General features: G+C 68.4%; 18 protein-coding genes. 8 read left to right on the top strand and 10 right to left on the bottom strand.

The features are described from left to right. Window positions 1–40 precede the first annotated feature (40 nt). A complete protein-coding gene (folE, locus tag WG898_RS22410; protein ID WP_339605008.1) occupies window positions 41–760 on the top strand; it encodes a GTP cyclohydrolase I in 720 nt (239 codons plus the stop codon). A gap of 7 nt (window positions 761–767) precedes the next feature. After that, the gene (locus WG898_RS22405; protein ID WP_339605007.1) at window positions 768–1,190 is read left to right on the top strand and encodes a BLUF domain-containing protein; all 423 of its coding nucleotides are present in this window, start codon (window positions 768–770) and stop codon (window positions 1,188–1,190) included. A gap of 4 nt (window positions 1,191–1,194) precedes the next feature. Here WG898_RS22405 and WG898_RS22400 read toward each other — a convergent pair whose 3' ends face one another. The 6 genes from WG898_RS22400 to WG898_RS22375 all read right to left on the bottom strand — a co-directional run bounded on the left by WG898_RS22400 (window position 1,195) and on the right by WG898_RS22375 (window position 9,543). Then, entirely contained in the window at window positions 1,195–1,740 is a 546-nt protein-coding gene (locus tag WG898_RS22400) for a LemA family protein (protein ID WP_339605006.1), read from the bottom strand. Beyond that, window positions 1,737–2,438, bottom strand: a complete 702-nt coding sequence (gene queC, locus WG898_RS22395; protein ID WP_339605005.1) for a 7-cyano-7-deazaguanine synthase QueC — start codon at window positions 2,436–2,438, stop codon at window positions 1,737–1,739. Before queC ends, WG898_RS22400 begins: the two co-directional genes overlap by 4 nt. 109 nt (window positions 2,439–2,547) lie before the next feature. After that, a complete protein-coding gene (locus WG898_RS22390; RefSeq protein WP_339605004.1) occupies window positions 2,548–3,822 on the bottom strand; it encodes a glutamate-5-semialdehyde dehydrogenase in 1,275 nt (424 codons plus the stop codon). A 57-nt stretch (window positions 3,823–3,879) separates the two neighbouring features. Then, the gene (locus tag WG898_RS22385; protein ID WP_339605003.1) at window positions 3,880–5,748 is read right to left on the bottom strand and encodes an ATP-binding protein; all 1,869 of its coding nucleotides are present in this window, start codon (window positions 5,746–5,748) and stop codon (window positions 3,880–3,882) included. A gap of 62 nt (window positions 5,749–5,810) precedes the next feature. Beyond that, window positions 5,811–6,716 (bottom strand): pyridoxamine 5'-phosphate oxidase family protein, encoded by a 906-nt coding sequence (locus WG898_RS22380; RefSeq protein WP_339605002.1) that lies wholly within the window; start codon window positions 6,714–6,716, stop codon window positions 5,811–5,813. 208 nt (window positions 6,717–6,924) lie between these two features. Beyond that, window positions 6,925–9,543: a DNA topoisomerase III gene (locus WG898_RS22375; RefSeq protein ID WP_339605001.1), complete on the bottom strand. Its 2,619-nt coding sequence runs from the start codon at window positions 9,541–9,543 to the stop codon at window positions 6,925–6,927. Between the two features lie 135 nt (window positions 9,544–9,678). Between WG898_RS22375 and WG898_RS22370 the strand changes: the two genes are divergently transcribed. Genes WG898_RS22370 through WG898_RS22360 form a run of 3 tightly spaced genes read left to right on the top strand, consistent with a single transcriptional unit; the run spans window position 9,679 to window position 11,801 of the window. After that, window positions 9,679–10,182: an SET domain-containing protein gene (locus tag WG898_RS22370; protein WP_339605000.1), complete on the top strand. Its 504-nt coding sequence runs from the start codon at window positions 9,679–9,681 to the stop codon at window positions 10,180–10,182. Between the two features lie 35 nt (window positions 10,183–10,217). After that, window positions 10,218–11,066 carry a biotin--[acetyl-CoA-carboxylase] ligase gene (locus tag WG898_RS22365; RefSeq protein ID WP_339604999.1) on the top strand — a complete coding sequence of 283 codons (849 nt, stop codon included), beginning with the start codon at window positions 10,218–10,220 and terminating at the stop codon, window positions 11,064–11,066. A gap of 12 nt (window positions 11,067–11,078) precedes the next feature. Then, on the top strand, window positions 11,079–11,801 hold the full coding sequence (locus tag WG898_RS22360) for a hypothetical protein (protein ID WP_339604998.1): 723 nt from the start codon (window positions 11,079–11,081) through the stop codon (window positions 11,799–11,801). 3 nt (window positions 11,802–11,804) lie between these two features. Here the strand turns inward: WG898_RS22360 and WG898_RS22355 are convergent, their stop codons facing one another. The 4 genes from WG898_RS22355 to tkt form a co-directional block, all read right to left on the bottom strand. Next, entirely contained in the window at window positions 11,805–13,721 is a 1,917-nt protein-coding gene (locus tag WG898_RS22355) for a S8 family serine peptidase (RefSeq protein ID WP_339604997.1), read from the bottom strand. A 145-nt stretch (window positions 13,722–13,866) separates the two neighbouring features. After that, a complete protein-coding gene (locus WG898_RS22350) occupies window positions 13,867–14,886 on the bottom strand; it encodes a hypothetical protein (RefSeq protein ID WP_339604996.1) in 1,020 nt (339 codons plus the stop codon). A 141-nt stretch (window positions 14,887–15,027) separates the two neighbouring features. Then, entirely contained in the window at window positions 15,028–16,026 is a 999-nt protein-coding gene (gap, locus tag WG898_RS22345; protein WP_339604995.1) for a type I glyceraldehyde-3-phosphate dehydrogenase, read from the bottom strand. Window positions 16,027–16,106: 80 nt separating this feature from the next. After that, a complete protein-coding gene (gene tkt, locus WG898_RS22340) occupies window positions 16,107–18,167 on the bottom strand; it encodes a transketolase (protein ID WP_339604994.1) in 2,061 nt (686 codons plus the stop codon). Window positions 18,168–18,295: 128 nt separating this feature from the next. Between tkt and WG898_RS22335 the strand changes: the two genes are divergently transcribed. From WG898_RS22335 to WG898_RS22325, 3 genes are read left to right on the top strand one after another with little or no spacing between them, the layout of a single operon-like run. Further along, window positions 18,296–18,880 carry a hemerythrin domain-containing protein gene (locus tag WG898_RS22335; protein WP_339604993.1) on the top strand — a complete coding sequence of 195 codons (585 nt, stop codon included), beginning with the start codon at window positions 18,296–18,298 and terminating at the stop codon, window positions 18,878–18,880. A gap of 29 nt (window positions 18,881–18,909) precedes the next feature. Continuing rightward, window positions 18,910–19,644 carry an N-acetylmuramate alpha-1-phosphate uridylyltransferase MurU gene (gene murU, locus WG898_RS22330; protein WP_339604992.1) on the top strand — a complete coding sequence of 245 codons (735 nt, stop codon included), beginning with the start codon at window positions 18,910–18,912 and terminating at the stop codon, window positions 19,642–19,644. A gap of 43 nt (window positions 19,645–19,687) precedes the next feature. Further along, window positions 19,688–21,151, top strand: coding sequence for a GGDEF domain-containing protein (locus tag WG898_RS22325; RefSeq protein WP_339604991.1), 1,464 nt, complete (start codon window positions 19,688–19,690; stop codon window positions 21,149–21,151). The last annotated feature ends 1 nt before the right edge of the window (window position 21,152 follow it).

Raw genomic sequence — 21,152 nt, 5'->3', positions numbered from 1 at the left:
TGCCCGGCAACCGACTCATCCGACGAGTGACGAGACACCCATGCCCGCCAAGAATCAGCCCCAGCTGGCCGCCGCCGAACTGGCCGCCCTGCCAGCGTCCGAGCGCATCCGCTACCGCCTCATCAGCGCCAACTGCCGCCACCATGCCAACGACAATATCGCGGCCTTCATCGAAGCGGGCGAGCTGGACGAGCTGCAGGCCGAGGTGCAGGCCAAGCTGCAGGAGGTGCTGCGCGCGATGGTGATCGACACCGACAGCGACCACAACACCCAGGAGACCGCCAAGCGCGTGGCCAAGATGTTCGTGCGCGAGATCTACAAGGGCCGCTATGTCGAGGCGCCGCCGGTGACCGAGTTCCCCAACGTCACCCGCCTCAACGAGCTGATGATCGTCGGGCCCATCAAGGTGCGCAGCGCCTGCTCGCACCACCTCTGCCCGATCCTGGGCCGGGTCTGGATCGGCCTCCTGCCCAACGAGCATTCCAACCTGATCGGCCTCTCCAAGTACGCGCGCCTGACCGACTGGATCATGAGCCGGCCGCAGATCCAGGAAGAGGCTGTCACCATGCTGGCGAACGAATTGCAGGAACGCGTGCAGCCCGACGGCCTGGCCATCGTGATGGAGGCCGACCATTTCTGCATGCATTGGCGCGGCGTCAAGGACAGCGAGTCCATGATGACCAATAGTGTGATGCGCGGCGCCTTCCTGAAGGACCCGAACCTGCGCCGCGAATTCCTCTCACTCTTGAGCAAGAAGTGACCCCATCATGCTAGTCCGCCTCCTCTACGCCAGCCGCGCCGTCCAGCCCCTGAGCGACGCCGATCTCGCCACCATCCTGAAGCAGTCGCGCGAACACAATCCCGCCGAGGGCCTGACCGGCCTGCTGTGCTACAGCGAGGGCGTGTTCATACAGCTGCTGGAAGGCGGCCGCGACGCGGTGAACGCGCGCTACAAGCACATCGTCGGCGACGCGCGCCACAAGGATGTGATCCTGCTCAGCTACGAGGAGGTGCCCGAGCGCCAGTTCGCCGGCTGGACCATGGGCCAGGTCAACCTGCACCGCCTTAACCCCGCGCTGGTGCTGAAGTACTGCGCCTCGACCAAACTCGACCCCTACGCGATGAGCGGCCGCGCGGTGATGGCCTTGTTCCAGGAGCTGGTGAGCTCGGGCGCGATCGTCTGCAGCTGAGGCCCTACAGCGAACGTGCCTCGGCGAAGCCGAAGAAGCTGCTCAAGACCCGGGTTGGGAACTGCTGCACCGCCTGGTTGTAGGCGCCCACCGCCTGATTGAAGACCTGGCGCGCGAAGGCGCGGTGGCGCTCCACCATCTTGAGTTCGTCGGCCAGGGTGTAGACCTCGGCATGCTCGCGCAGCTCGCCATGGTGCTCGATCAGCGACATCAGGCGCGTCAGCGCGGCCGCATGCACGGCCGCGGCCACCGCCAGATTGGCCAGCGGGTCGGCCGCAAAGGGGCGCGCGCGCACCGCCTGGGCCGCCGCATGGGCTTCGGCCTGGGCCGTCTCCAGTGCGTCGAAGGTGGCCTGTTCGGTGACCAGCAGCGGGCGCAGCAGGCCCAGCAGCTTGGCACACAGCGCGGCGCGCTGGTTCAGCGCCTCGTCCAGTTGGGCATAGGCCGCCACAATGGCATTGCGCAGCCGCATCACGCGGTTGTAGGCGCCCACGGCCCAGAAGAACAGCGCCGCCAGGCTGGCCCAACCGGCCCAGGACCAAACGTTCATTGCGACAGCCCGGCCCGGTATTCCTCATGGCCGCGCGCGCGCAGCTCGCAGGCCGGACAGCTGCCGCAGCCATAGCCCCAGGCATGGCGCTGGCTGCGCTCGCCTAGGTAGCAGGTATGGCTGTGCTCGATGATCAGCTCGTTGAGCGCCGCGCCGCCGAGCTGCGCGCTGAGCGCCCAGGTCTCGGCCTTGGTGAGGAACATCAGCGGGGTTTCCAGCGTCATGGGCGCGTCCAGGCCCAGGCTCAGCGCCACCTGCAAGGCCTTCAGCGTGTTGTCGCGGCAGTCGGGGTAGCCAGAGTAGTCGGTCTCACACATGCCGCCCACCAGCACCGAGGCGCCGCGGCGGTAGGCCAGGGTGGCGGCGAAGCTCAGGAACAGCAGATTGCGGCCCGGCACAAAGGTGTTGGGCAGGCCGTTGGCCTGCATCTCGATGGCGCGCGCCTCGGTCAGCGCGGTGTCCGAAATCTGGCCGAGGAGGCTCAGGTCCAGCAGATGGTCCGCGCCCAGTTTGGCGGCCCAGGCCGGGAACTGCGCCGCCAGCTCGCGGCGCAGCACCTGCCGGCAGTCCAGCTCGACGCGATGCCGCTGGCCGTAATCGAAACCTATGGTCTCGACCTCGGCATAACGCTGCAAGGCCCAGGCCAGGCAGGCGGTGGAATCCTGCCCGCCTGAAAACAGCACCAGGGCCTTCTTCATGACAGCCCCTCGCATGGCGGGTACGCCACGCGGTCCCCCGAGGGGACGCGGGCCGGCTTGGGAGCGGCCCGGCGCTCGGCCCGCCACGCACTGCGATATGCCAATGGTCTCATTCGCGCACCTCGCCCTGTCCCAGCACCAGCCACTTCATCGAGGTCAGGCCCTCCAGGCCCACCGGGCCGCGGGCGTGGAACTTGTCGGTGGAGATGCCGATCTCGGCGCCCAGGCCGTACTCGAAGCCATCGGCAAAGCGCGTGCTGGCGTTCACCATCACGCTGGCCGAATCGACCTCGCGCAGAAAGCGCATCGCGTTCGGGTGGTTGCTGGTGAGGATCGCATCGGTATGGTGCGAGCCGTAGCGGTTGATATGGGCAATCGCCTCGTCCAGGCTGTCCACCACCTTGACACTGATGATGGGCGCCAGGTATTCCTCGCTCCAGTCGGCCTCGCTGGCCGGCACGGCCGCGGGCAGCAGCGCGAGCGTGCGCAGGCAGCCGCGCATCTCCACGCCCTTGGCCGCGAAGATCGCCGCGATGCGCGGCAGGAAGGCGCCCGCCTGCCTGCTGTGCACCAGCAGCGATTCGGTGGCATTGCAGGGGCTGTATTTCTGCGTCTTGGCGTTGTCCACCACCTTGAGCGCCAGTTCCAGGTCGACCTCGGCATCCACATAGCTGTGGCAATTGCCGTCCAGATGCTTGATCACCGGCACGCGCGCCTCGCGGCTGATGCGCTCGATCAGGCCCTTGCCGCCGCGCGGGATGATCACGTCCACATACTCGGGCATGGCGATCAGGAGCCCCACCGCGGCGCGGTCGCTGGTGTTGACGAGCTGCACGCCGTCGGCCGGCAGGCCGGCCTCCTGCAGCGCCGCCGCCACCAGGGCGGCCAGCGCCAGATTGGAATGCAGGGCCTCCGAACCCCCGCGCAGGATGCAGGCATTGCCGCTCTTGATCGCCAGCGAGGCGGCCTCGATGGTGACATTGGGCCGGCTCTCGTAAATCATGCCGAACACGCCCAGGGGCACGCGCATCTGGCCCACGCTGATGCCGCTGGGGCGGCGCTTCACGCCGCTGATCTCGCCGATCGGATCGGGCATGGCGGCGATCTGCTCGCAGCCGTCGGCCACCGTGGCCAGCACCTTGGGCGTCAGCTTGAGGCGATCCAGCATTGGCGCATCCAGGCCGCCGGCGGCCTGCTGCAGATCGCGCTCGTTGGCGGCCTGCAGGGCCGGACCGGCCTCGCGCAGGCGGCGCGCCAGCGCCAGCAGGGCCTGGTTCTTGGCGGCCGTGGAGGCCGCGGCCATCAGGGTGGCGGCGGCGCGGGCGCGCTCGCCCAGCTGGCGCATATAGGGCGCGAGATCGTTGGGAATGGCTGCTGCGTTCATGGCGAGCATTCTCGCCCAAGCCCGCCCATCACGCGGTGAGCGGCCAGGCCCAGACGCTCAGGGCAGCGCCGCCATCGCCTGCACCGGTAGCTCCAGCACGAACTGGAAGCTGCTGCCGCGGCCGAGTTCGGTGCGCACCTCGATCTCGCCGCCCATCAGCCGCACCAGCTCCTGGCTGATCGACAGGCCCAGGCCGGTGCCGCCCTGGCGCCGCGTCGCCTCCGAGACTTGCTCGAAGGGCTGGAACAGGCGCGCCAGTTGCTCGGCCGGGATGCCGATGCCGGTATCGCTGACCTCGAAGCGCACCCGTGCCATGCCGCCCTGGAAGGCGAGCAGGTCCAGGCGCAGGCTGACATGGCCATGGTCGGTGAACTTGACCGCGTTCGAGAGCAGGTTGAGCAGGACCTGGCGCAGGCGCTGGCCATCGGCACGCACCCGCGTTGGCACGCCGGGGTGCAGCTCAAGGCGGAACTCCAGACCCTTCTCATGGCTGCGCAGGCGCACCGCATCGCAGACCATCTCCACCAGCGCCAGCAGGTCCAGGGTGGCGGTCTGCAGGCTGACCTTGCCGGCCTCGATGCTGGCCATGTCCAGCAGGTCGGTGATCAGGCTCAGCAGATGCTCGCCCGAATCGCGTATCAGTTTGATCTTGCCCTGCTGCGCCGGCTGCAGGCTGGCGTCCATCTGCAGCAGCTGGGCAAAGCCCAGGATGGCGTTGAGCGGGGTGCGGAACTCATGGCTCATGGTGGCCAGGAAGCGGCTCTTGCTCTGGTTGGCGCTCTCGGCGCGCTGCTTGGCCTGGCTCAGCTCCTGGGTGCGCTCGGCCACCAGATCCTCCAGATGGTCGCGGTGGCGCGTCAGCTCCTGCTCGGCCAGGCGGCGCTGCGAGATGTCGCTGACCATGCCCTCGATGCGCTGGCGGCCCTGTGCGTCGGCGACGAGGTGCACGCTCAACTCGATCCAGAGCTCGCGGCCGTCGCGCGTGGCCACCAGCATGGGCACTTGCTGAAGCAGGCGGTGGCGCAGCAGGGCGCGCGCGATGCGGCGGTATTCGTCCGGCTGCACACGCGCCAGGCGGCGCAGGCTGGCGCCCTGCAACCTGGCCTGCTCGGGCCGCGCATAGCCCAGCATGGAGGCGAGGGCGCGGTTCAGGCCCAGCAGCCGCCCATGCGAATCGGCCTGGAAGATGCCCTCGCTGGCGTTCTCGAACAGGCTGCGGTAGCGCTCCTCGCTGGCGCGCAGGCCCAGCGAGCTTTGCTGCAGTTGCAGGCTCATGGCGTTCAGCTGCGCCGTCAGCACGCCGACCTCGTCGGCCCGCTCCACCGGCAGCTGGGCGCCCAGCTCGCCCTCGGCGACGCGGCTGGCCAGATCGCCCAGGCGCGACACCGGCCGCTTCACCAGCCGGTTCACCAGCACATAGCTGGCCCCCACCACCGCCAGCAGCACGGCGGCCAGCAGGCTGGCGACGAAGCGCCTTGTGCTGGCCACGCTCGCGCGCACCAGGGCGCGCGTGTAGACCAGGTCCACATGACCGACCACGCTGGAGGCGCTGCCGGCACGGGCCTGGTAGATCACCTCGAAGCGATGCGCCAGCGGCTGCACGGCCGCCTCCTTGCGCGAGCGCGACAGCACCAGGCCCTCGACCCCCATGGCGCTCAGCGTGATGGCATGCACCTCGGGATCGGCCATCACCGCATCGAGCAGATTGGCGATGGCGGCGTTGTCGAGGTTCCATACCGGCCCGGCAAAGCCACGCGCCAGCAACTGGGCCATGCGCGCCTCGCGCAGCTCCAGCGCAGCGTTGAGCTCGCGCTCCTCACGCGCGGTCCAATACCAACCCACCAGCATCACCAGGGCGGTGGCGGCCAGGCCGATGCCGGCAATCAAGCGCGTCTGGATGCTCAGCACTCTGTGCGACAGGCGCAAGCCCCTCTCCCATACGCTGCCGCCGCGGCAGCTTGGCCCGCAGTGTCGCCCAAAAAGCGCGCTCAGGGTCGGAATTGCGGCGCCGGCTCGGCCTCGCTCCAGCGCCAGGGCAACACGGCGGGGCGCCACAGCCCGCCTTGCACCGCCAGGCGCAGATCCTGCCCGTCGATCTCGGCGCGCACGCGCAGGTGCAGCAGGCCGCCGTCGCGGTAGTCCAGCAGCAGCAGTCCGGCCTGCGGATGCACCGAGAGATTGCCCAGGGTGTTGAAGAACAGATTGCCCGGGTAGTCGGCCAGGTCGAGCCAGAGCTGTCCATGCTGCCAGCGCTGGCGCAGAAATCCCGGCGGCCCGCCGCGGTGCGAGACATCCAGACCCTCGCTGCCATCCGGGCTGCGCGCGCGCGCCGAGGCGCTTGCGATGAAGGCGGTGTCGCTGCGGGCGATCAAGGCCAGCGCCGCATCGTCCAGGCCCGGGCCGAGCGTCTGGCTGGCCGGCGCCGGGCCGGGTGGGCGCGGCAGCGGCTGCCGTGCCTGGATGTATTTGGGGCAGTTGCCGAAGCTCTGCAGCACCTCGATGCGCAGCCGGCCCTCGGCATGCGCCAGCACGCGGCCGTTCATGCGATTGCGCCGGCGCGTGTGCGGCTCCAGGCCCAACACGCCCACCGGCGCACCGGGGGCCAGCAGCGCCAGCACCGGATCGTCCGGCGCGGCCCCCAGCGCCAGCGCCAGCTCGCGCTCATGCGGGCTGCTCACAAAGCCTGGCGCTCCCGCCACCATGCTGGCCCAGGGCTGGCCCGCGGAATCCAGCGCCGCCAGCAAGAGCGTGGGCAGCTTGCCAAACAGCTCGCGGTGCTGCTCGGGCATATAGCTGCGCACCACCTTGGCGCCGACCTGCGCCATGCGTTCGCGCACGCCGAGCCGCGCCTGCAGGGCCTGCTCGCCGGCGTGGAAGGGATCCGCGCCCGTCATGGCTGCACCATCAGGCCTGCGGCATGTGCTGCCAGCGCGGTGCGGTGTGAAAGCGAGGCCGGGGGCAGCGGCAGGAGTTGGCGTGGTGGATGCATGGCGGGACCGGGTTGACAAGGCGCCCAGCGTAAGGGGCACAGTCGCCCAAGAGAACGGCGCCGCAGCGCCATTCACTATTTCAGCCTCTGCATGAATCGCGTGGCCGATCTGGCTAGGCCTTCTTGGCCGCCGCCTTCCTGGCCGGTGCCTTGCCAGGCGCCTTGGCGGCACGCGGTTCGAACTCGAACATCACCTTGCCCTCCTTCTTGTCGAAGGCGAGGAAGGCCTTGAACTTGCGGCGCGTCTTGTTGGAGACGAAGTTCTCCAGCAGATCGGTCTTGCCGGTTTCCAAGAGCTTTCTCATCTGGCCCAGCTCGACCGGCTGCTGCAGGATGATCTTGCCGCTCTTGAAATCGCAGGCGGCCTTGGCGCCGACCGCGTGCTGGCAGATGTAGTTCGAGCCATGCTCGTAGACATGGCCGCCGCACTTGGGGCAATGGCCCAGCGATTCCTGGGCGCTGAAGTCCACCGGCTCGCCCTCTTCCTCGGCCTTTTTGGCGTCCTCGCCAAAGTCGAACTCGAGCTTCCAGTTGGCCAGCTCCTCGTCATAGACCAGGGCCAGCTCGGCGGTGAAGGGCCAGCCCGCCTTGGAGCGGAAGCCTTCCAGCGGGCCGATCTTCTTGTGCGCGAGGAACTGCTCCACCTCGGCCAGCTCGAAGCTGCGGCCGCCGGGGATCTTGCCGATGGAGAAGCCGCAGCCCTCATCGCCGTTGCCGTTCTTGCCCACGCAGCTGAAGCGGCGGTAGTTCTCCTTCACCACGCCGCCGCATTTGGGGCAGGGCGTCTTCAGGGTCGCGTAGTCGCCCGGGATGGTGTCGCGGTCGTATTCCTTGGCCTTTTGCACCACGCGCTGGGTCATGGCGGCGATCTCGGCCATGAAGGCATCGCGGTTCAGGCGCCCCTTCTCCATCTCGGCGAGCTGGAACTCCCAGTTGCCGGTGAGCTCGGGCTTGGTGAGATCTTCCACGCCCAGGCCGCGCAGCAGTGTCATGAGCTGGAAAGCCTTGGCCGTGGGGATCAGCTCGCGACCCTCGCGCAGCATGTATTTCTCGGTGATCAGGCCTTCGATGGTGGCGGCGCGCGTGGCAGGCGTACCCAGGCCCTTCTCGGCCATGGCCTCGCGCAGCTCGTCGTCGTCCACCAGCTTGCCCGCACCTTCCATGGCCGAGAGCAGGGTGGCTTCGGTGTAGCGCGCCGGCGGCTTGGTCTGCAGGGCCTTCACGTCCGTGCCCTCGGTGCGCACCATCTCGCCGGCAGCCACCGGCACCAGGTTGGCGCCCGTGCCATCGGCGGCATCGTCGCTCTGGCTTTCCTTGCCGTAGATGGCCAGCCAGCCCGGCTTGACCAGCACCTTGCCATTGGTCTGGAAGCAATACTCCTTGCCGGCGTTCTTCACCGTCGAGATGCGCGTGGTGACCTGGAACTCGGCGGCCGGGAAGAACACCGCCAGGAAGCGCTTGACCACCATGTCGTAGAGCTTGGCCTCGGCCTCGGTGAGGCTCTTGGGCGCCTGCAGCGTGGGGATGATGGCGAAGTGATCCGAGACCTTGGCGTTGTCGAACACCTTCTTGGTCGGCTTGATATAGCCGTTCTTCAGCGCCGTGCTGGCATGCTGGGCCAGCGCCATCAGCGGGCCGGGCAGGTCCTCCGAGGCGATCATCTCGGCGGTCTGCTTGGCCACCGCCAGATAGTCCTCGGGCAGGTAACGCGAGTCGGTACGCGGGTAGGTCAAGACCTTGTGCTTTTCGTACAGGGCCTGGGCCAGGCCCAGCGTGGTCTTGGCCGAGAAGCCGAAGCGCGAGTTGGCCTCGCGCTGCAGCGTGGTCAGGTCATACAGGCCCGGGCTGGCCTGGGTGCTGGGCTTGCTTTCCTCGCTGACACTGGCGGGCTGGCCTTTGGCGGCGGCGGCAATCGCATCCGCCTCGGCCTTCGTCCAGACGCGATCGGCGCGCTGTTCGGCATCCTCGGGATTCTTCTTCCACTTCGGGTCGAACCATTTGCCCTCGTACTGGCCGGCCTGCGCGTCGAACGTGCCGCGCACCTCCCAGTAATCGCGGTAGATGTGCTTGCGGATCTTTTCCTCGCGCTCCACCACGATCGAGAGCGTGGGCGTCTGCACCCGGCCCACGGTGGTGAGGAAGAAGCCGCCGTCGCGCGAATTGAAGGCCGTCATCGCACGCGTGCCGTTGATGCCCACCAGCCAGTCGGCCTCGGAGCGGCAGCGCGCCGCATCGGCCAGCGGCAGCATCTGCGCGTCGCTGCGCAGCTTCTCGAAGCCGTCGCGGATCGCCTGCGGCGTCATCGACTGCAGCCACAGCCGCGACACCGGCTTGGTGATGGCGGCCTTGGCGGTGCCCGCGTATTGCACGATCAGGCGGAAGATCAGCTCACCCTCGCGGCCCGCGTCGCAGGCGTTGATCAGGCTCGTGACGTCCTTGCGGCGGATCAGCTTCACCAGCGCGTTGAGGCGGCCCTTGCTCTTGTCGATCGGGTTCAGGTCGAAGTGCGGCGGGATCACCGGCAGATTGTTGAAGCTCCACTTGCCGCGCTTGACGTCGAACTCCTCCGGCGCCTTGATCTCGACCAGGTGGCCGACGGCCGAACTGACCACGTAGGCGTCGTTCTCGAAATACTCGTCGTGCTTCTCGAACTTGCCCGAAGCGGGCGTGAGCGCTCGCACGATGTCCTGGGCCACGCTGGGCTTCTCGGCAATGATCAGTGACTTGCTCATGGTTCCTTCGTTGTCGTTCGTTCTGTTCGCCAAACTGCGGCTTGCTACGGGGTGCTCGAAGCCATGCCTACAATGCGGCCTCGCGCGCACACGCACACGCGCGCACCCATGATTTCAATGTAACCAACTCGAGCCATGCCGCAAGCCAAGCCCAAACCTGCCGCGCGCCACGCTGCCCACGTCATCAAGACGGCGGGTCGACGCATCCAGGTGCGGCGTTCGGGCGTGCATGGCCGCGGCGTCTACGCGCTGGCGCATATCGAGGCCGGCGAGACCCTGATCGAATACACCGGCGAACGCATCAGCTGGGACGAGGCGATGGACCGCCACCCCCATGACCCTAGCGACCCGAACCATACCTTTTATTTCCAGCTCGATACCGGCGAGGTGATCGACGCCCTCTACGGTGGCAACAGCTCGCGCTGGATCAACCACAGCTGCGAACCCAATTGCGAGGCGGATGAGATCAACGGCCGCGTCTTCATCAAGGCGCTGCGCGACCTCTGCCCCGGCGAGGAGCTGTTCTACGACTACGGCCTGGTGATAGACGAGCGCTACACCCCCAAGCTGAAAAAAGAATACGCCTGCCGTTGCGGCTCGGTCGATTGCCGTGGCACCATGCTGGCGCCCAAACGCTAGATAGATAGACAGACAAACAAACGAGGACCGCACGCGTGCCCAACTCCGCGCTTACGCACCCGCATTGGGGGGTTGAAGCCCTCTGGCAAGACCTGGAACCGCTGCTGCCGGGCCTGTCCATCGAGGTGCTGGCGCGGGTGGACTCCACCAATACCGCCCTGCTGGAGCGCGTGCGCAGCGAGGGTCGCCATCCCGGCGAGCCCGCTGGCTATGGCCGGCGTGCCCACGACATGCACCCCTGCCTGCTGGTGGCCGAACACCAGACCCATGGCCGCGGCCGCATGGGCCGCAGCTGGCATGCCCAGCCTGGCGCCTCGCTGACCTTCTCGCTGGCCGTGCCCATGGACCTGGCGGACTGGTCGGGCCTCTCGCTGGTGGTGGGTTGCGCCATCGCCCAGGGCCTGGAGCCGCAGCCGGCCGGCGCCATACCGCGCCTGCAGCTCAAGTGGCCCAACGACATCTGGCTGGACGGGCGCAAGCTCGGCGGGATCCTGATCGAGACCGTGCCGGCCGGCAGCCAGCGCATGGCCATCATCGGTATCGGCCTCAACGTCACCCAGCAAGACCTGACCCCGCAGGCCGGCCAGTTCAGCGCCGGTTTTGCCAGCCTGGACGAATTCGAAGCCGGCCTGGATGCCCCGGCCGTGCTGGCGCGCGTGGCGCGCCCCCTGGTGCTGGCGCTGCAGCGCTTTGCCGAGGCCGGTTTCGCGCCCTGGCAGGCCGAGTACGCCCGCCGCGACCTCTTGCGCGGCCGCGCGGTGGTGGCCGGCAGCCTGGAGGGCGTGGCCCAGGGCGTGAATGCCAAGGGCGAGCTGCTGGTGCAGACGGCCGAGGGCCTGCAGCCGGTGGGTGGTGGCGAGGTCAGCGTGCGCTTGGGCGACTGATTGACAACGACGATGCTCAGAGCCCTGCTGGTCCTGCTGCTTGCCGCCAATCTGGCCTTCTACGCCTGGACCCAGGGTTGGCTGGATGGCGTCACGGGCCTGCGCGCCCAGGGCGATCGCGAGCCCGAGCGCCTGCAGCAGCAGCAACACCCAGAGCGCCTCAGCCTGGTTTCGCCGCAAAACGCCAAGGCCTTGTTGCAGCAGGCGCGTGCCTGCCTGGAGCTGGGTCCGGTGGAGGGCAGCGAGGCCCTGCGCGGCCTGCAGGCCCAGCTCGACAAGGCCGGCGTGGCCCCCGCCGAGTGGCAGGACATCGCCAGCGAGGTGGCGGGCGTCTGGGCCGTGGCCACCATCAAATTCCCCAACAAGGAATTCCAGGCGCGCAAGGAAGAGACCTACAAGCGCCTGAAGATAAGCTACGAGTACCTCAGCGGCCCGGCCGACGAGATGCCCAGCATGGTGCTCTCGCGCCATGCCAGCGAAAAGGCCGCCGCCGACCAGGTGGAAGCGCTCGCGCAACGCGCGCTCAAGGGTCTGCGCGTGCTGCCCCTGCAAGCCCCCAAGACCCTGCACCTGCTGCGCTTTGCCCAGGCCGACGGCGGCCTGCAGGCGCGGCTGGCCGCGCTCAAGAACGGCGGCAACCTCAGATCCTGCGCCCCCGAGGTGGCCGCGGCCGCGGCTGCGGCTGCAGCCAGCGCTGCCGCTGCGCAGGCGCCCGCGAGTGCTGCCTCGCGCTGACCCTTAGCGACGCGCCCGCCGCAGCAGCGGCACGCAGGCCAGCAAGGCCAATAGCCAGGCACCCTGCATGGCGCCGCCACCGCCGCTGGACACCACCGGTGCTGGCGCCACCGTGACGCCGAGCGTGCCGGCGTAGACAAAACCCAGGTCGTCGGTGAGCGTCAGCTTGACGCTGAAGCTGCCGGCCGCGCTGGGCGTGACGCTGGCGCTCATGCCGCTCTGGCTGGCAAAACCGCTGACGATGCCGCCGCCGTCGACGATGCTCCACACCGAGCTCGCCACCGTGCGCCCGCTGGCCAGGCCCAGCGCGCTGGCGCTGAGCGTGAGCGTCTGGCCGGCCACGGCGGCGGCGCCGGCGCTGATCTGCACCGAGGCGTTGTTGGCGGCCGCCACGGCCTCGACGGCGGCGCCGGCGTCCAGCATGCCAGCACCGCAGGTGGCGGTGCTGCAGTAGCACTCGAGCTGTTCGGTGCTGGTGGGTGCCGCACATTGAGGCACGGTCGCGCTGCTGGGCCTGGCCGGGAAGGGCCGGCTGGTGCTCTTGAGCACATTCACCAGTTCGGCCACGCTGAGGCTGGGCCGTGTCGACAAGAGCAGGGCCGCCGTGCCCGATACCAGCGGCGCCGAGAAGCTCGTGCCCACATTGGCATTGCTGTCCGTGTAGCTGCTGGCCAGCGGCCCCTGCGTGCCCGAGTTGCTGGTGGTGACGAGCGAGTAGAGGCAGGCGCCGGTCTCGTTGACGCAGTTGCCGCCTGGCGCGCTCAAACCCACCTCGGGCCCCATGGCCGAGAAGCCGACCTTGGTGCCGACATGGCGCAGCGCCCCCACCGCCAGCACGCCGGGGCAGTTGGCCGGGATGCCCACCGCCTGGCCGGCGTTGTTGCCGGCGGCGGCGATCACCAGCGCCCCCTTGGCGCCCACCTCGGCGATGGTCTCGCGATAGAGCTGGCCGGTGGGGTCGCTGGCGGCGCAGGAGCCATCGCTGCCCAGGCTCATGTTCAACACGCGTGCCACATGGCTGTTGACCGGCAGGCCGGGCACGGAGACGCCGGCGGCCCAACGCATGCCGGCCATGATGTCGGAGTCGTAGCCACCGCAGCGGCCCAGCACCCGCACCGGCAGGATCTTGCTGCCCCAGCTGACACCGGCGATGCCGATGCCGTTGTCGCTGGCCGCGCCGATCAGGCCGGACACCCGCGTGCCATGCCAGGAGCTGCTGCTCACATCGCTGCTGCTGCAGATGTCCTTCAGCGGGCCGTCCACATCGGCCTGGGAGACGCCATCGCCGGGGTCGCTGGCATCGCTGTCGCGCATACCGCCGTCGTTGGCAACCAGGGGCTCGCTGATCAGGTCATAGCCGGGCAGCAGCTTGGACGCCAGATCGGGGTGTTCGTAGCGCACGCCGGTGTCCAGCACCGCCACCACGGCGCTGCCGGTATTGCTGTTCCAGGCCTTCACCGCATTGATGCTGGAGATCACCGTGCTGTCCGGGGCGCGCAGATACCACTGGCCCGCCGCGATGGCACCGTTGCCCTCGGCAAACAGGGGATCGTTGGGCAGGGCGGTGGCGCGGCGGCGCCGGTCCACCGCCACCAGTTCCACCTCGGCATCGGCCGCCAGGCGCTTGGCCAGCGCGGCCGCATCGATGCCGGCCGCCACATAGACATGGGTGCGCGTGTCCAGGCTGCGGCCCACATGGGTGAGCGCGAGGCCGCTGCGCAGGCCCAGCGCCGTGCCGCGCGTCTGCGCCACCTGGATGGTCTGGCTGGGCAGCGCGTCGGCGGCCAGGATCTTGGCGCGCACGCTCTGGGCGCCGGGCTTGAAACGCACGATCACGCGGGCCTGGCTGCTTGCGCTCACGCTCGCGGCACTGGCGGCCATGCTCGCCTGCATGGGCAAGGTGCTCAGGACAGCCAGCATGGCGCCAGCGGCAAGGTTTCGGCGAACAGTCTTCACGGCGTATCTCCAGACCCATGGCGGTCGCGCCCAGTGTAGGCGTCGCGTCGATTTCGAAAGCCGTAAAGAAGCGCAAAAGTCTGCGCGGCCGACAGCCCAGCGAAGTAGCTCAGGACGGCGCGTCGGCGGTGGCGGCAGGTTCGAGCGAGAGCACGCCACAAGGGACCAGCACCACGGTCTGGCTGCCCAGCAGATCCTCGAACTGACCGGGCCTGAGCTTGAGCGTCAAGGTTTCCAGCCACGACAGGAATTCGAGCCGGTTGGGATCGGGAGCGCCGATCTCGCCCACCGCATTCGGCAGCGCAGGCCGACCCAGGCGCCAGGCCACCCGGAAGGGGCAGGCCATGGTGCCGAAATCGAAGTGAACCCGCTCCTTCTCTATCCCTTCCATGGCGGACAAAAAGCCCACCAGCGGCAGCTCGTCCTTGAACACCGAATGGCGCCGACCGACCGGTGCGAACTTGAACTGCTGCTGCATCGCCACCGGCTCGGCCGATGCCGACATGCAGGGAAGCCGGTAGCGGCTCACATAGTCCAGCACGATGTTGCGTGCGGCGCGATTTACGCTCTCGGACTCGTACACGACGCTCAGCTCGGGCGCTTGGTCCGCGGCCGTGAAACGCGCCTGCACCACCACGCTGCCGGCGTTGCGGTCGAACCAGTAGCGCGGAAACTCCGGATGCTCGGGCGGTGTGCGCAGGCATTCCAGCGCACCCGTGGCCTCGCGCCGCACATGGCGCAGGTAGGTCCATTGAATGCCCGACTGCGGTTTGAAAGAGAACTCCTGCACCACGCTCAGCGTCGCTTGACCTTCGGCCATGCAGGGCAGACGGTAGCCGTCCAGGTAGCGCTCCACCTCGTCCACCATGGCCGGTGTGGCACCGCGCGCCAGGATCTCCACCTTGGGCGGGCGCGTCGGCGAATCAAAGTCGAGTTTCACGCGTACAAAACCGGTGTGGCCACGCCGCTCGTCGTTGCGCGGCAGCCGCGGCGGCTCGGCCTTGCGCGTCAGGCATTGCAGGGTCTGCGCCACCGCCGGGTCCTGCACCACCGATTGCGCCTGGGCCGTGCCCATGGTCAAACACAGCAAGCCCAGGGCCAGCGGCGTGAATCGCCACGTTGTTCTCATCTCACTCCCTCCACATCGCCAACCTGTCGCGGCCGGTCTAGGAACGGAGTATCGCCGCCCGGCGCACGCCACAGCATGGCGTTAGCCCGTAGACGAAAAAAGGCCCCGCAAGCGGGGCCCTTCGGATGCTGTGCGATCGAATTACTTCGAGATGACGCGCACCATCTCGAGCACCTTGTTCGAGTAGCCCCACTCGTTGTCGTACCAGGACACCAGCTTGACGAAGGTACCGTCCAGCGCGATGCCGGCGTCGGCGTCGAAGATGGAGGTGCGTGCGTCACCGCGGAAGTCGGTGGCCACCACCTTGTCTTCGGTGTAACCCAGCACGCCCTTCAGGGCGCCCTGGCTCTGTGCCTTCATTTCGGCGCAGATCTCGGCATAGGTGGCGGGGCTGTTCAGTTCCACCGTCAGGTCCACCACCGACACGTCGGAGGTGGGCACGCGGAAGCTCATGCCGGTGAGCTTCTTGTTCAGCTCGGGGATCACCACGCCCACGGCCTTGGCGGCGCCGGTGCTCGAGGGGATGATGTTTTCCAGGATGCCGCGGCCGCCGCGCCAGTCCTTGTTGCTCGGGCCGTCCACGGTCTTTTGCGTCGCGGTGGCGGCGTGCACGGTGGTCATCAGGCCGCGCTTGATGCCCCACTTGTCGTTCAGCACCTTGGCCACCGGGGCCAGGCAGTTGGTGGTGCAGCTGGCGTTGGAGATGATGGCCTGGCCGGCGTAGCTCTTGTCGTTCACGCCGAACACGAACATCGGGGTGTCGTCCTTGGAGGGGGCCGACATCACCACCTTCTTGGCGCCCGCGGCCAGGTGCTTCTCGGCACCGGCCTTGTCCAGGAACAGGCCGGTGGCCTCGATCACGATGTCGGCACCGACCTCGTTCCACTTCAGGTTGGCCGGGTCGCGCTCCTGCGTCAGGCGAATCTGCTTGCCGTTCACCACCAGGGTGTTGCCCTCGACCGCGACCTCGCCGTCGAACTTGCCGTGCACGCTGTCGTACTTGAGCATATAGGCCAGGTAGTCGGGTTCCAGCAGGTCGTTGATGCCCACCACCTCGATTTCCTTGAAGTTGGCGATGGCAGCGCGGAACACCATGCGGCCGATGCGGCCGAAGCCGTTGATACCGATCTTGATCGTCACGTGAGTCTCCTTGAGAGAAAAGAAAACAACAAAAAACGTCGAACCTATGCAAAAGGGGTGCCGTTGGCACCCCCGTCAGATCACTTGCTCTTCTTCTTGCCCTTCAGCTTGGCCACGCCGAGCGCCACCTTGACGGTGTCCACCACGTTTTCCGCGGTGAAGCCGAAGTGCTTGAACAGCACCGGGGCCGGCGCCGATTCGCCGTAAGTGTCAATGCCCACCACGGCGGCGCAGCCATATTTCCACCAGCCGTCGGTGGCGCCCATTTCCACCGCGATGCGCGGCAGGCCGGCGGGCAGCACGGCCTTCTTGTAGTCGAGGTCCTGGCGGTCGAACACATTCGTCGAGGGCATCGACACCACGCGCACGCCGATGCCGTCCAGCGCCAGCATTTCCTGCGCGCGTAGCGCCAACTGCACCTCGGAGCCGGTGGCGATGATGACCGCCTTGGCCTTCTTGTTCTTGATGCCCACATCGCTGGGCTCGGCCAGCACATAGCCGCCCTTGGCGATGTCGTCCACCGCGGTCTTGGGCGCATAGGGCAGGTTCTGGCGCGACAGCGCCAGCACGCTGGGGCGCTGGGCATTGCCGATCGCCATGGTCCAGGCCACCACGGTCTCGGTGGTGTCGGCGGGGCGCCAGACGTCCAGGCCCGGGATCAGGCGCAGCGAGGCCACATGCTCGATCGACTGGTGGGTCGGGCCGTCTTCGCCCAGGCCGATGGAGTCGTGCGTGAACACATGGATGACGCGCTGCTTCATCAGCGCGGCCATGCGGATCGCATTGCGGCTGTAGTCGCTGAAGGTCAGGAAGGTGCCGCCGTAGGGGATGTAGCCGCCATGCAGGGCCACGCCATTCATGATGGCGGCCATGCCGAATTCGCGCACGCCGTAGTTGATGTGGCGGCCGCCGTTGCTGGCCCCATCGGCCTCCAGGCGGAAGGCCGGGGTGCTCTTGGTGTTGGTGAGGTTGGAGCCGGTCAGGTCGGCCGAGCCGCCCAGCAGCTCGGGCACGGCGGCGGTGAAGGCCTCCAGCGCCAGCTGGCTGGCCTTGCGGCTGGCCACGGTCTCGGCCTTGCCATGGGCGGCGATCACCGCGTCCACTGCGGTCTGCGCGAAGTTGGCGGGCAGCACGCCGGCCATGCGGCGCTGGAACTCGGCGGCCAGCTCGGGGTAGGCCGTGGCGTAGGCGTCGAAGCGCTCGTCCCAGGCGGCTTCCAGCGCGGCGCCGGCGGCCTTGGCGTCCCAGTCGGCATACACCTCTTGGGGGATCACGAAGGGCTCATGCGCCCAGCCCAGCGCCTCGCGGGTGAGCTTGATCTCGTCGCCACCCAGGGCCTCGCCATGCGCCTTGGCGGTGCCGGCGCGGTTCGGGCTGCCCTTGCCAATGGTGGTCTTGGCGATGATCAGCGTCGGCATGTCCGTGCTCATCTTGGCCATGGCGATGGCGGTGTCGACCGACTCCACATCGTGGCCGTCCACCGGGCCGATCACGTTCCAGCCATAGGCCTCGAAACGCTGGGCGGTGTTGTCGATGAACCAGGGCGCGACCTGGCCGTCGATCGAGATGCCGTTGTCGTCGTAGATCGCGATCAGCTTGTTGAGCTTCCAGGCGCCGGCCAGGGCGCAGGCCTCGTGGCTGATACCCTCCATCAGGCAGCCGTCGCCCAGGAAGGCGTAGGTGTGGTGGCCGACGATGTCGTGGCCCTCACGGTTGAATTCCTTGGCCAGCATCTTCTCGGCCAGGGCCAGGCCCACGGCATTGCTGATGCCCTGGCCCAGCGGGCCGGTGGTGGTCTCCACGCCGGGGGTGACGCCCACCTCGGGGTGGCCCGGGGTCTTGCTGTGCAGCTGGCGGAAGGCCTTGAGCTCCTCGATCGGCAGCGCGTAGCCGGTGAGGTGCAAGAGCGCATAGATCAGCATCGAGCCATGGCCGTTGGAGAGCACGAAGCGGTCGCGCTCGGCCCATTGCGGGTTGGCCGGGTTGTGGCGCAGATGACGGTTCCACAGTGCCACCGCGATCTCGGCCATGCCCATGGGGGCGCCCGGGTGGCCGGAATTGGCCTGCTGCACGGCGTCCATGGCCAATGCGCGAATGGCGTTGGCCATCAGGGTGGTGTTGCGGGCAGCGGTATCGGCCATGGTGTGCGGGATGGAGTTCTGGAAAACCCGGCATTTTACTTGCGTCCGCGGCGCCGCCAATCTTGATCCAGAGCAATGCGTCACGGCCGGCTTGGCTTCAACCTCCGGCATAGAACGGAGACAAGACCATGCAAGCCCTGACCCTCACCGTGATACGCGACGAGCACCGCGCCCTCGCCGCGATGCTGCGCTCGATCCCGCTGCTGCTGGCCGAGCACCGCCGCCACGGCAGCCTGCCCGACTTCCACGCGCTGCGCGCGATGCTGTTCTATGTGGACGAATTCCCCGAGCGCCTGCACCACCCCAAGGAAAGCGAGCTGCTGTTCCCGAAGCTGCGCGCGCGTGCGCCGGAGATTCGCGATACCTTGGACCAGCTCGAAGAGGACCATGGCCGCGGCGAGCGCGCCATCCGTGAGCTGGAGCATGCGCTCCTGGCCTTCGAGATGATGGGCGAGGCGCGCCGCGATGCCTTCGAGGCCATGGCACAGCGCTATGTGGCGGCCTATCTGAAGCATATGGAGATCGAGGAGCGCGAGATCCTGCCGCTGGCGGTGAAGATGCTCAGCCCCGCCGACTGGGCCGACCTGGACGAGGCCTTTGCAAAGAACCAGGACCCGCTCACCGGTCATGCCGCCGCCGAGGAATACCAGGCCCTGTTCCAGAAGGTGCTGGCCGCGGTGCCGGCGCCCATCGGCCTCGGGCCGGCGCTCTAGCAAGCCGCTTCTCACTACACTCCCGGCCCATGCGAGCCATCATCCTCGCGGCCGGGCGCGGCGAGCGCATGCGGCCGCTCACCGACCACCAACCCAAGCCACTGCTGCAGGTCGGCGGCAAGCCGCTGATCGTCTGGCATATCGAGGCCCTGGCGGCCGCTGGCGTGCGCGACATCGTCATCAACATCGCCTGGCTGGCCGAGCAGTTCCCGGCCCAGCTGGGCGACGGCGGCCGCTGGGGCCTGCGCCTGCATTACAGCAACGAGGCGCGCGACCATGGCGGCGCGCTGGAGACCGCTGGCGGCATTGCCAAGGCCCTGCCGCTGCTGTGCGCCGACGGCGACGATGGCTTCTGGGTCGTCTCGGCCGATGTGCACCTGCCGGACTTCCGCGCCTCGGCGGCGCGTGCCGAGGCCTTTGCCCGCAGCGACATGCTGGCGCATTTATGGCTGGTGCCGAATCGGCCGCACAAGCCCGACGGCGACTTCGGCATCGACGCCCAGGGACTGGCCACCAGCGCAGCCAGCGGCGCGAGCGGGCCGCGCTACACCTGGTCCTGCGTGGGGCTGTTCAGGCGCGCCCTGTTCGAGGGCGTGAGCGTTGGCCAGCATGCCGCGCTGCGCCCCTGCCTGGAGAAGGGCATCGCGGCGCGCCGCATCAGTGCCGAGCTCTACACCCAGGCCTGGGAGGACGTGGGCACGCCCGAGCGGCTGGCGTCGCTGAATGCGGCGACTACGGACTTGCCCGGGGCGGCAAAGCGCTGAGCCGGGTTCAGAATCGGGCGCAGCATCCAACGCTGCAGCCACCATGACGCCCACCCCCGTAGACGCAAGCGCCGGACCGGCCTGGTGGCTGGCGCTGGGCCTCATGATGGCGCTGGCCGGCGTCACCCTGGCCTGGTGGCGCGCCAGGCGCGCACGCGCGCAATGCGAGGCGCGCGCCCACAGCGCCCGGGCCGAGCGCGCCGAGCTGATCGAGGGCATAGAGGCGCTCAGCGAGGCCTACGCGATGTTCGACGCCGACGACCGTCTGCTGATACACAACCAGGCCTTCGCCCGCCTCTATCCCAGGACCGCGCCGCAATGGCGGCCCGGACTGCGCTACGAGGAGCTGCTGCGCAGCATCATCGCCGCCGGCGAGGTGGTGCCTGCGCTGGGCCAGGAGGAAGCCTGGCTGGCCCAGCGCATGCAGATGCATCGCGAACCGGGCGAGCCCTGGCTGCAGGAGCTGCCCGGCAATCGCTGGGTGCGCATCTACGAGCGCAAGACGGCGTCGGGCGGCACCATAGGCATACGTGCCGACGTCACCGAGCTGGTGCGCACCCAACAGGCCCTGCAGACCAGCCAGGCGCAGCTGCAGGCCATCATCAGCACCGCGGGAGCCGCCATCATCACCATCGACACCGAGGGTCGCATGCGCAGCGCCAATCCGGCCGCGCTGCGCCTGTTCGGCTACGAGCTCGACGAGCTGCTGGGCCAGGACGTTGCGATGCTGATGGATGAGCCCGAGCGCAGCGCGCACGGCCATTACCTGGCGCGTTATCTGCGCGGCCAGGGGGGCGCGCTGATGGGGCGCCTGCGCGAATTCAATGCCCTGCATCGCGATGGCACGCCGCTGACGGTGCAGCTCTCGGTCTCGGAGGTTGGCAGCGAGGCCGAACGCCTGTTCGTCGGCGTGATCAGCGACCTCACCGAGCGCAAGCGCTTCGAGACCGAACTCCAGCATGCCAACGAGCAGCTGCTGCGCCTGTCGACCACCGACGCGCTCACCGAGCTGGCGAACCGCCGCCTCCTGATGCAGCGCCTGGAGGACGAATGGCGGCGCGGCCTGCGCACCGGCGCGCCGCTCTCGCTGCTGCTCGTCGATGTGGACTATTTCAAGCTCTACAACGACCACTATGGCCACCAGGCCGGCGACGCGGCCCTGGTGGCGGTGGCCTCGGTGCTGCGCAACAGCGCGAACCGGCCGGCCGATCTGGTGGCGCGTTATGGCGGCGAGGAGTTCGTGCTGCTGCTGGCGCAGACCGACGCCGAGGGCGCGCAGGCGGTGGCCACGCGCTGCCGCGAGCTGCTGGCCGGTCTGGCGCTGGCGCATGAGCTCTCGCCGCTGGGCACCGGCCGCGTGACGCTTTCGATCGGCATGGTCAGCGGCGTGCCCTACCGCGGCAGCTCGGCCTCGCAATGGCTGGCCCATGCCGACCTGGCGCTCTACCAGGCCAAGTCGCAGGGGCGCGACCGCGCCGTCACGGCCCAGGTGTTCGTCGAGGGTTGAT

The organism is Paucibacter soli (assembly GCF_037482845.1).
GTDB classification, from domain to species: Bacteria; Pseudomonadota; Gammaproteobacteria; order Burkholderiales; family Burkholderiaceae_C; genus Paucibacter_B; species Paucibacter_B soli.
Note: the sequence above shows the minus strand (reverse complement) of the source record. Positions and strands in the feature narration are given on the sequence as shown.

Bases quoted from the DNA above. Each gene is read 5' to 3' on its own strand.
- WG898_RS22360 (WP_339604998.1), top strand. From the start codon at position 11,079: ATGCTCAGAGCCCTGCTGGTCCTGCTGCTTGCCGCCAATCTGGCCTTC.
- WG898_RS22370 (WP_339605000.1), top strand. From the start codon at position 9,679: ATGCCGCAAGCCAAGCCCAAACCTGCCGCGCGCCACGCTGCCCACGTC.
- queC (WP_339605005.1), bottom strand. From the start codon at position 2,438: ATGAAGAAGGCCCTGGTGCTGTTTTCAGGCGGGCAGGATTCCACCGCC.
- WG898_RS22400 (WP_339605006.1), bottom strand. From the start codon at position 1,740: ATGAACGTTTGGTCCTGGGCCGGTTGGGCCAGCCTGGCGGCGCTGTTC.
- WG898_RS22335 (WP_339604993.1), top strand. From the start codon at position 18,296: ATGCAAGCCCTGACCCTCACCGTGATACGCGACGAGCACCGCGCCCTC.
- WG898_RS22390 (WP_339605004.1), bottom strand. From the start codon at position 3,822: ATGAACGCAGCAGCCATTCCCAACGATCTCGCGCCCTATATGCGCCAG.
- tkt (WP_339604994.1), bottom strand. From the start codon at position 18,167: ATGGCCGATACCGCTGCCCGCAACACCACCCTGATGGCCAACGCCATT.
- folE (WP_339605008.1), top strand. From the start codon at position 41: ATGCCCGCCAAGAATCAGCCCCAGCTGGCCGCCGCCGAACTGGCCGCC.
- WG898_RS22325 (WP_339604991.1), top strand. From the start codon at position 19,688: ATGACGCCCACCCCCGTAGACGCAAGCGCCGGACCGGCCTGGTGGCTG.
- WG898_RS22375 (WP_339605001.1), bottom strand. From the start codon at position 9,543: ATGAGCAAGTCACTGATCATTGCCGAGAAGCCCAGCGTGGCCCAGGAC.
- WG898_RS22355 (WP_339604997.1), bottom strand. From the start codon at position 13,721: ATGCTGGCTGTCCTGAGCACCTTGCCCATGCAGGCGAGCATGGCCGCC.
- murU (WP_339604992.1), top strand. From the start codon at position 18,910: ATGCGAGCCATCATCCTCGCGGCCGGGCGCGGCGAGCGCATGCGGCCG.
- WG898_RS22380 (WP_339605002.1), bottom strand. From the start codon at position 6,716: ATGACGGGCGCGGATCCCTTCCACGCCGGCGAGCAGGCCCTGCAGGCG.
- WG898_RS22405 (WP_339605007.1), top strand. From the start codon at position 768: ATGCTAGTCCGCCTCCTCTACGCCAGCCGCGCCGTCCAGCCCCTGAGC.
- WG898_RS22350 (WP_339604996.1), bottom strand. From the start codon at position 14,886: ATGAGAACAACGTGGCGATTCACGCCGCTGGCCCTGGGCTTGCTGTGT.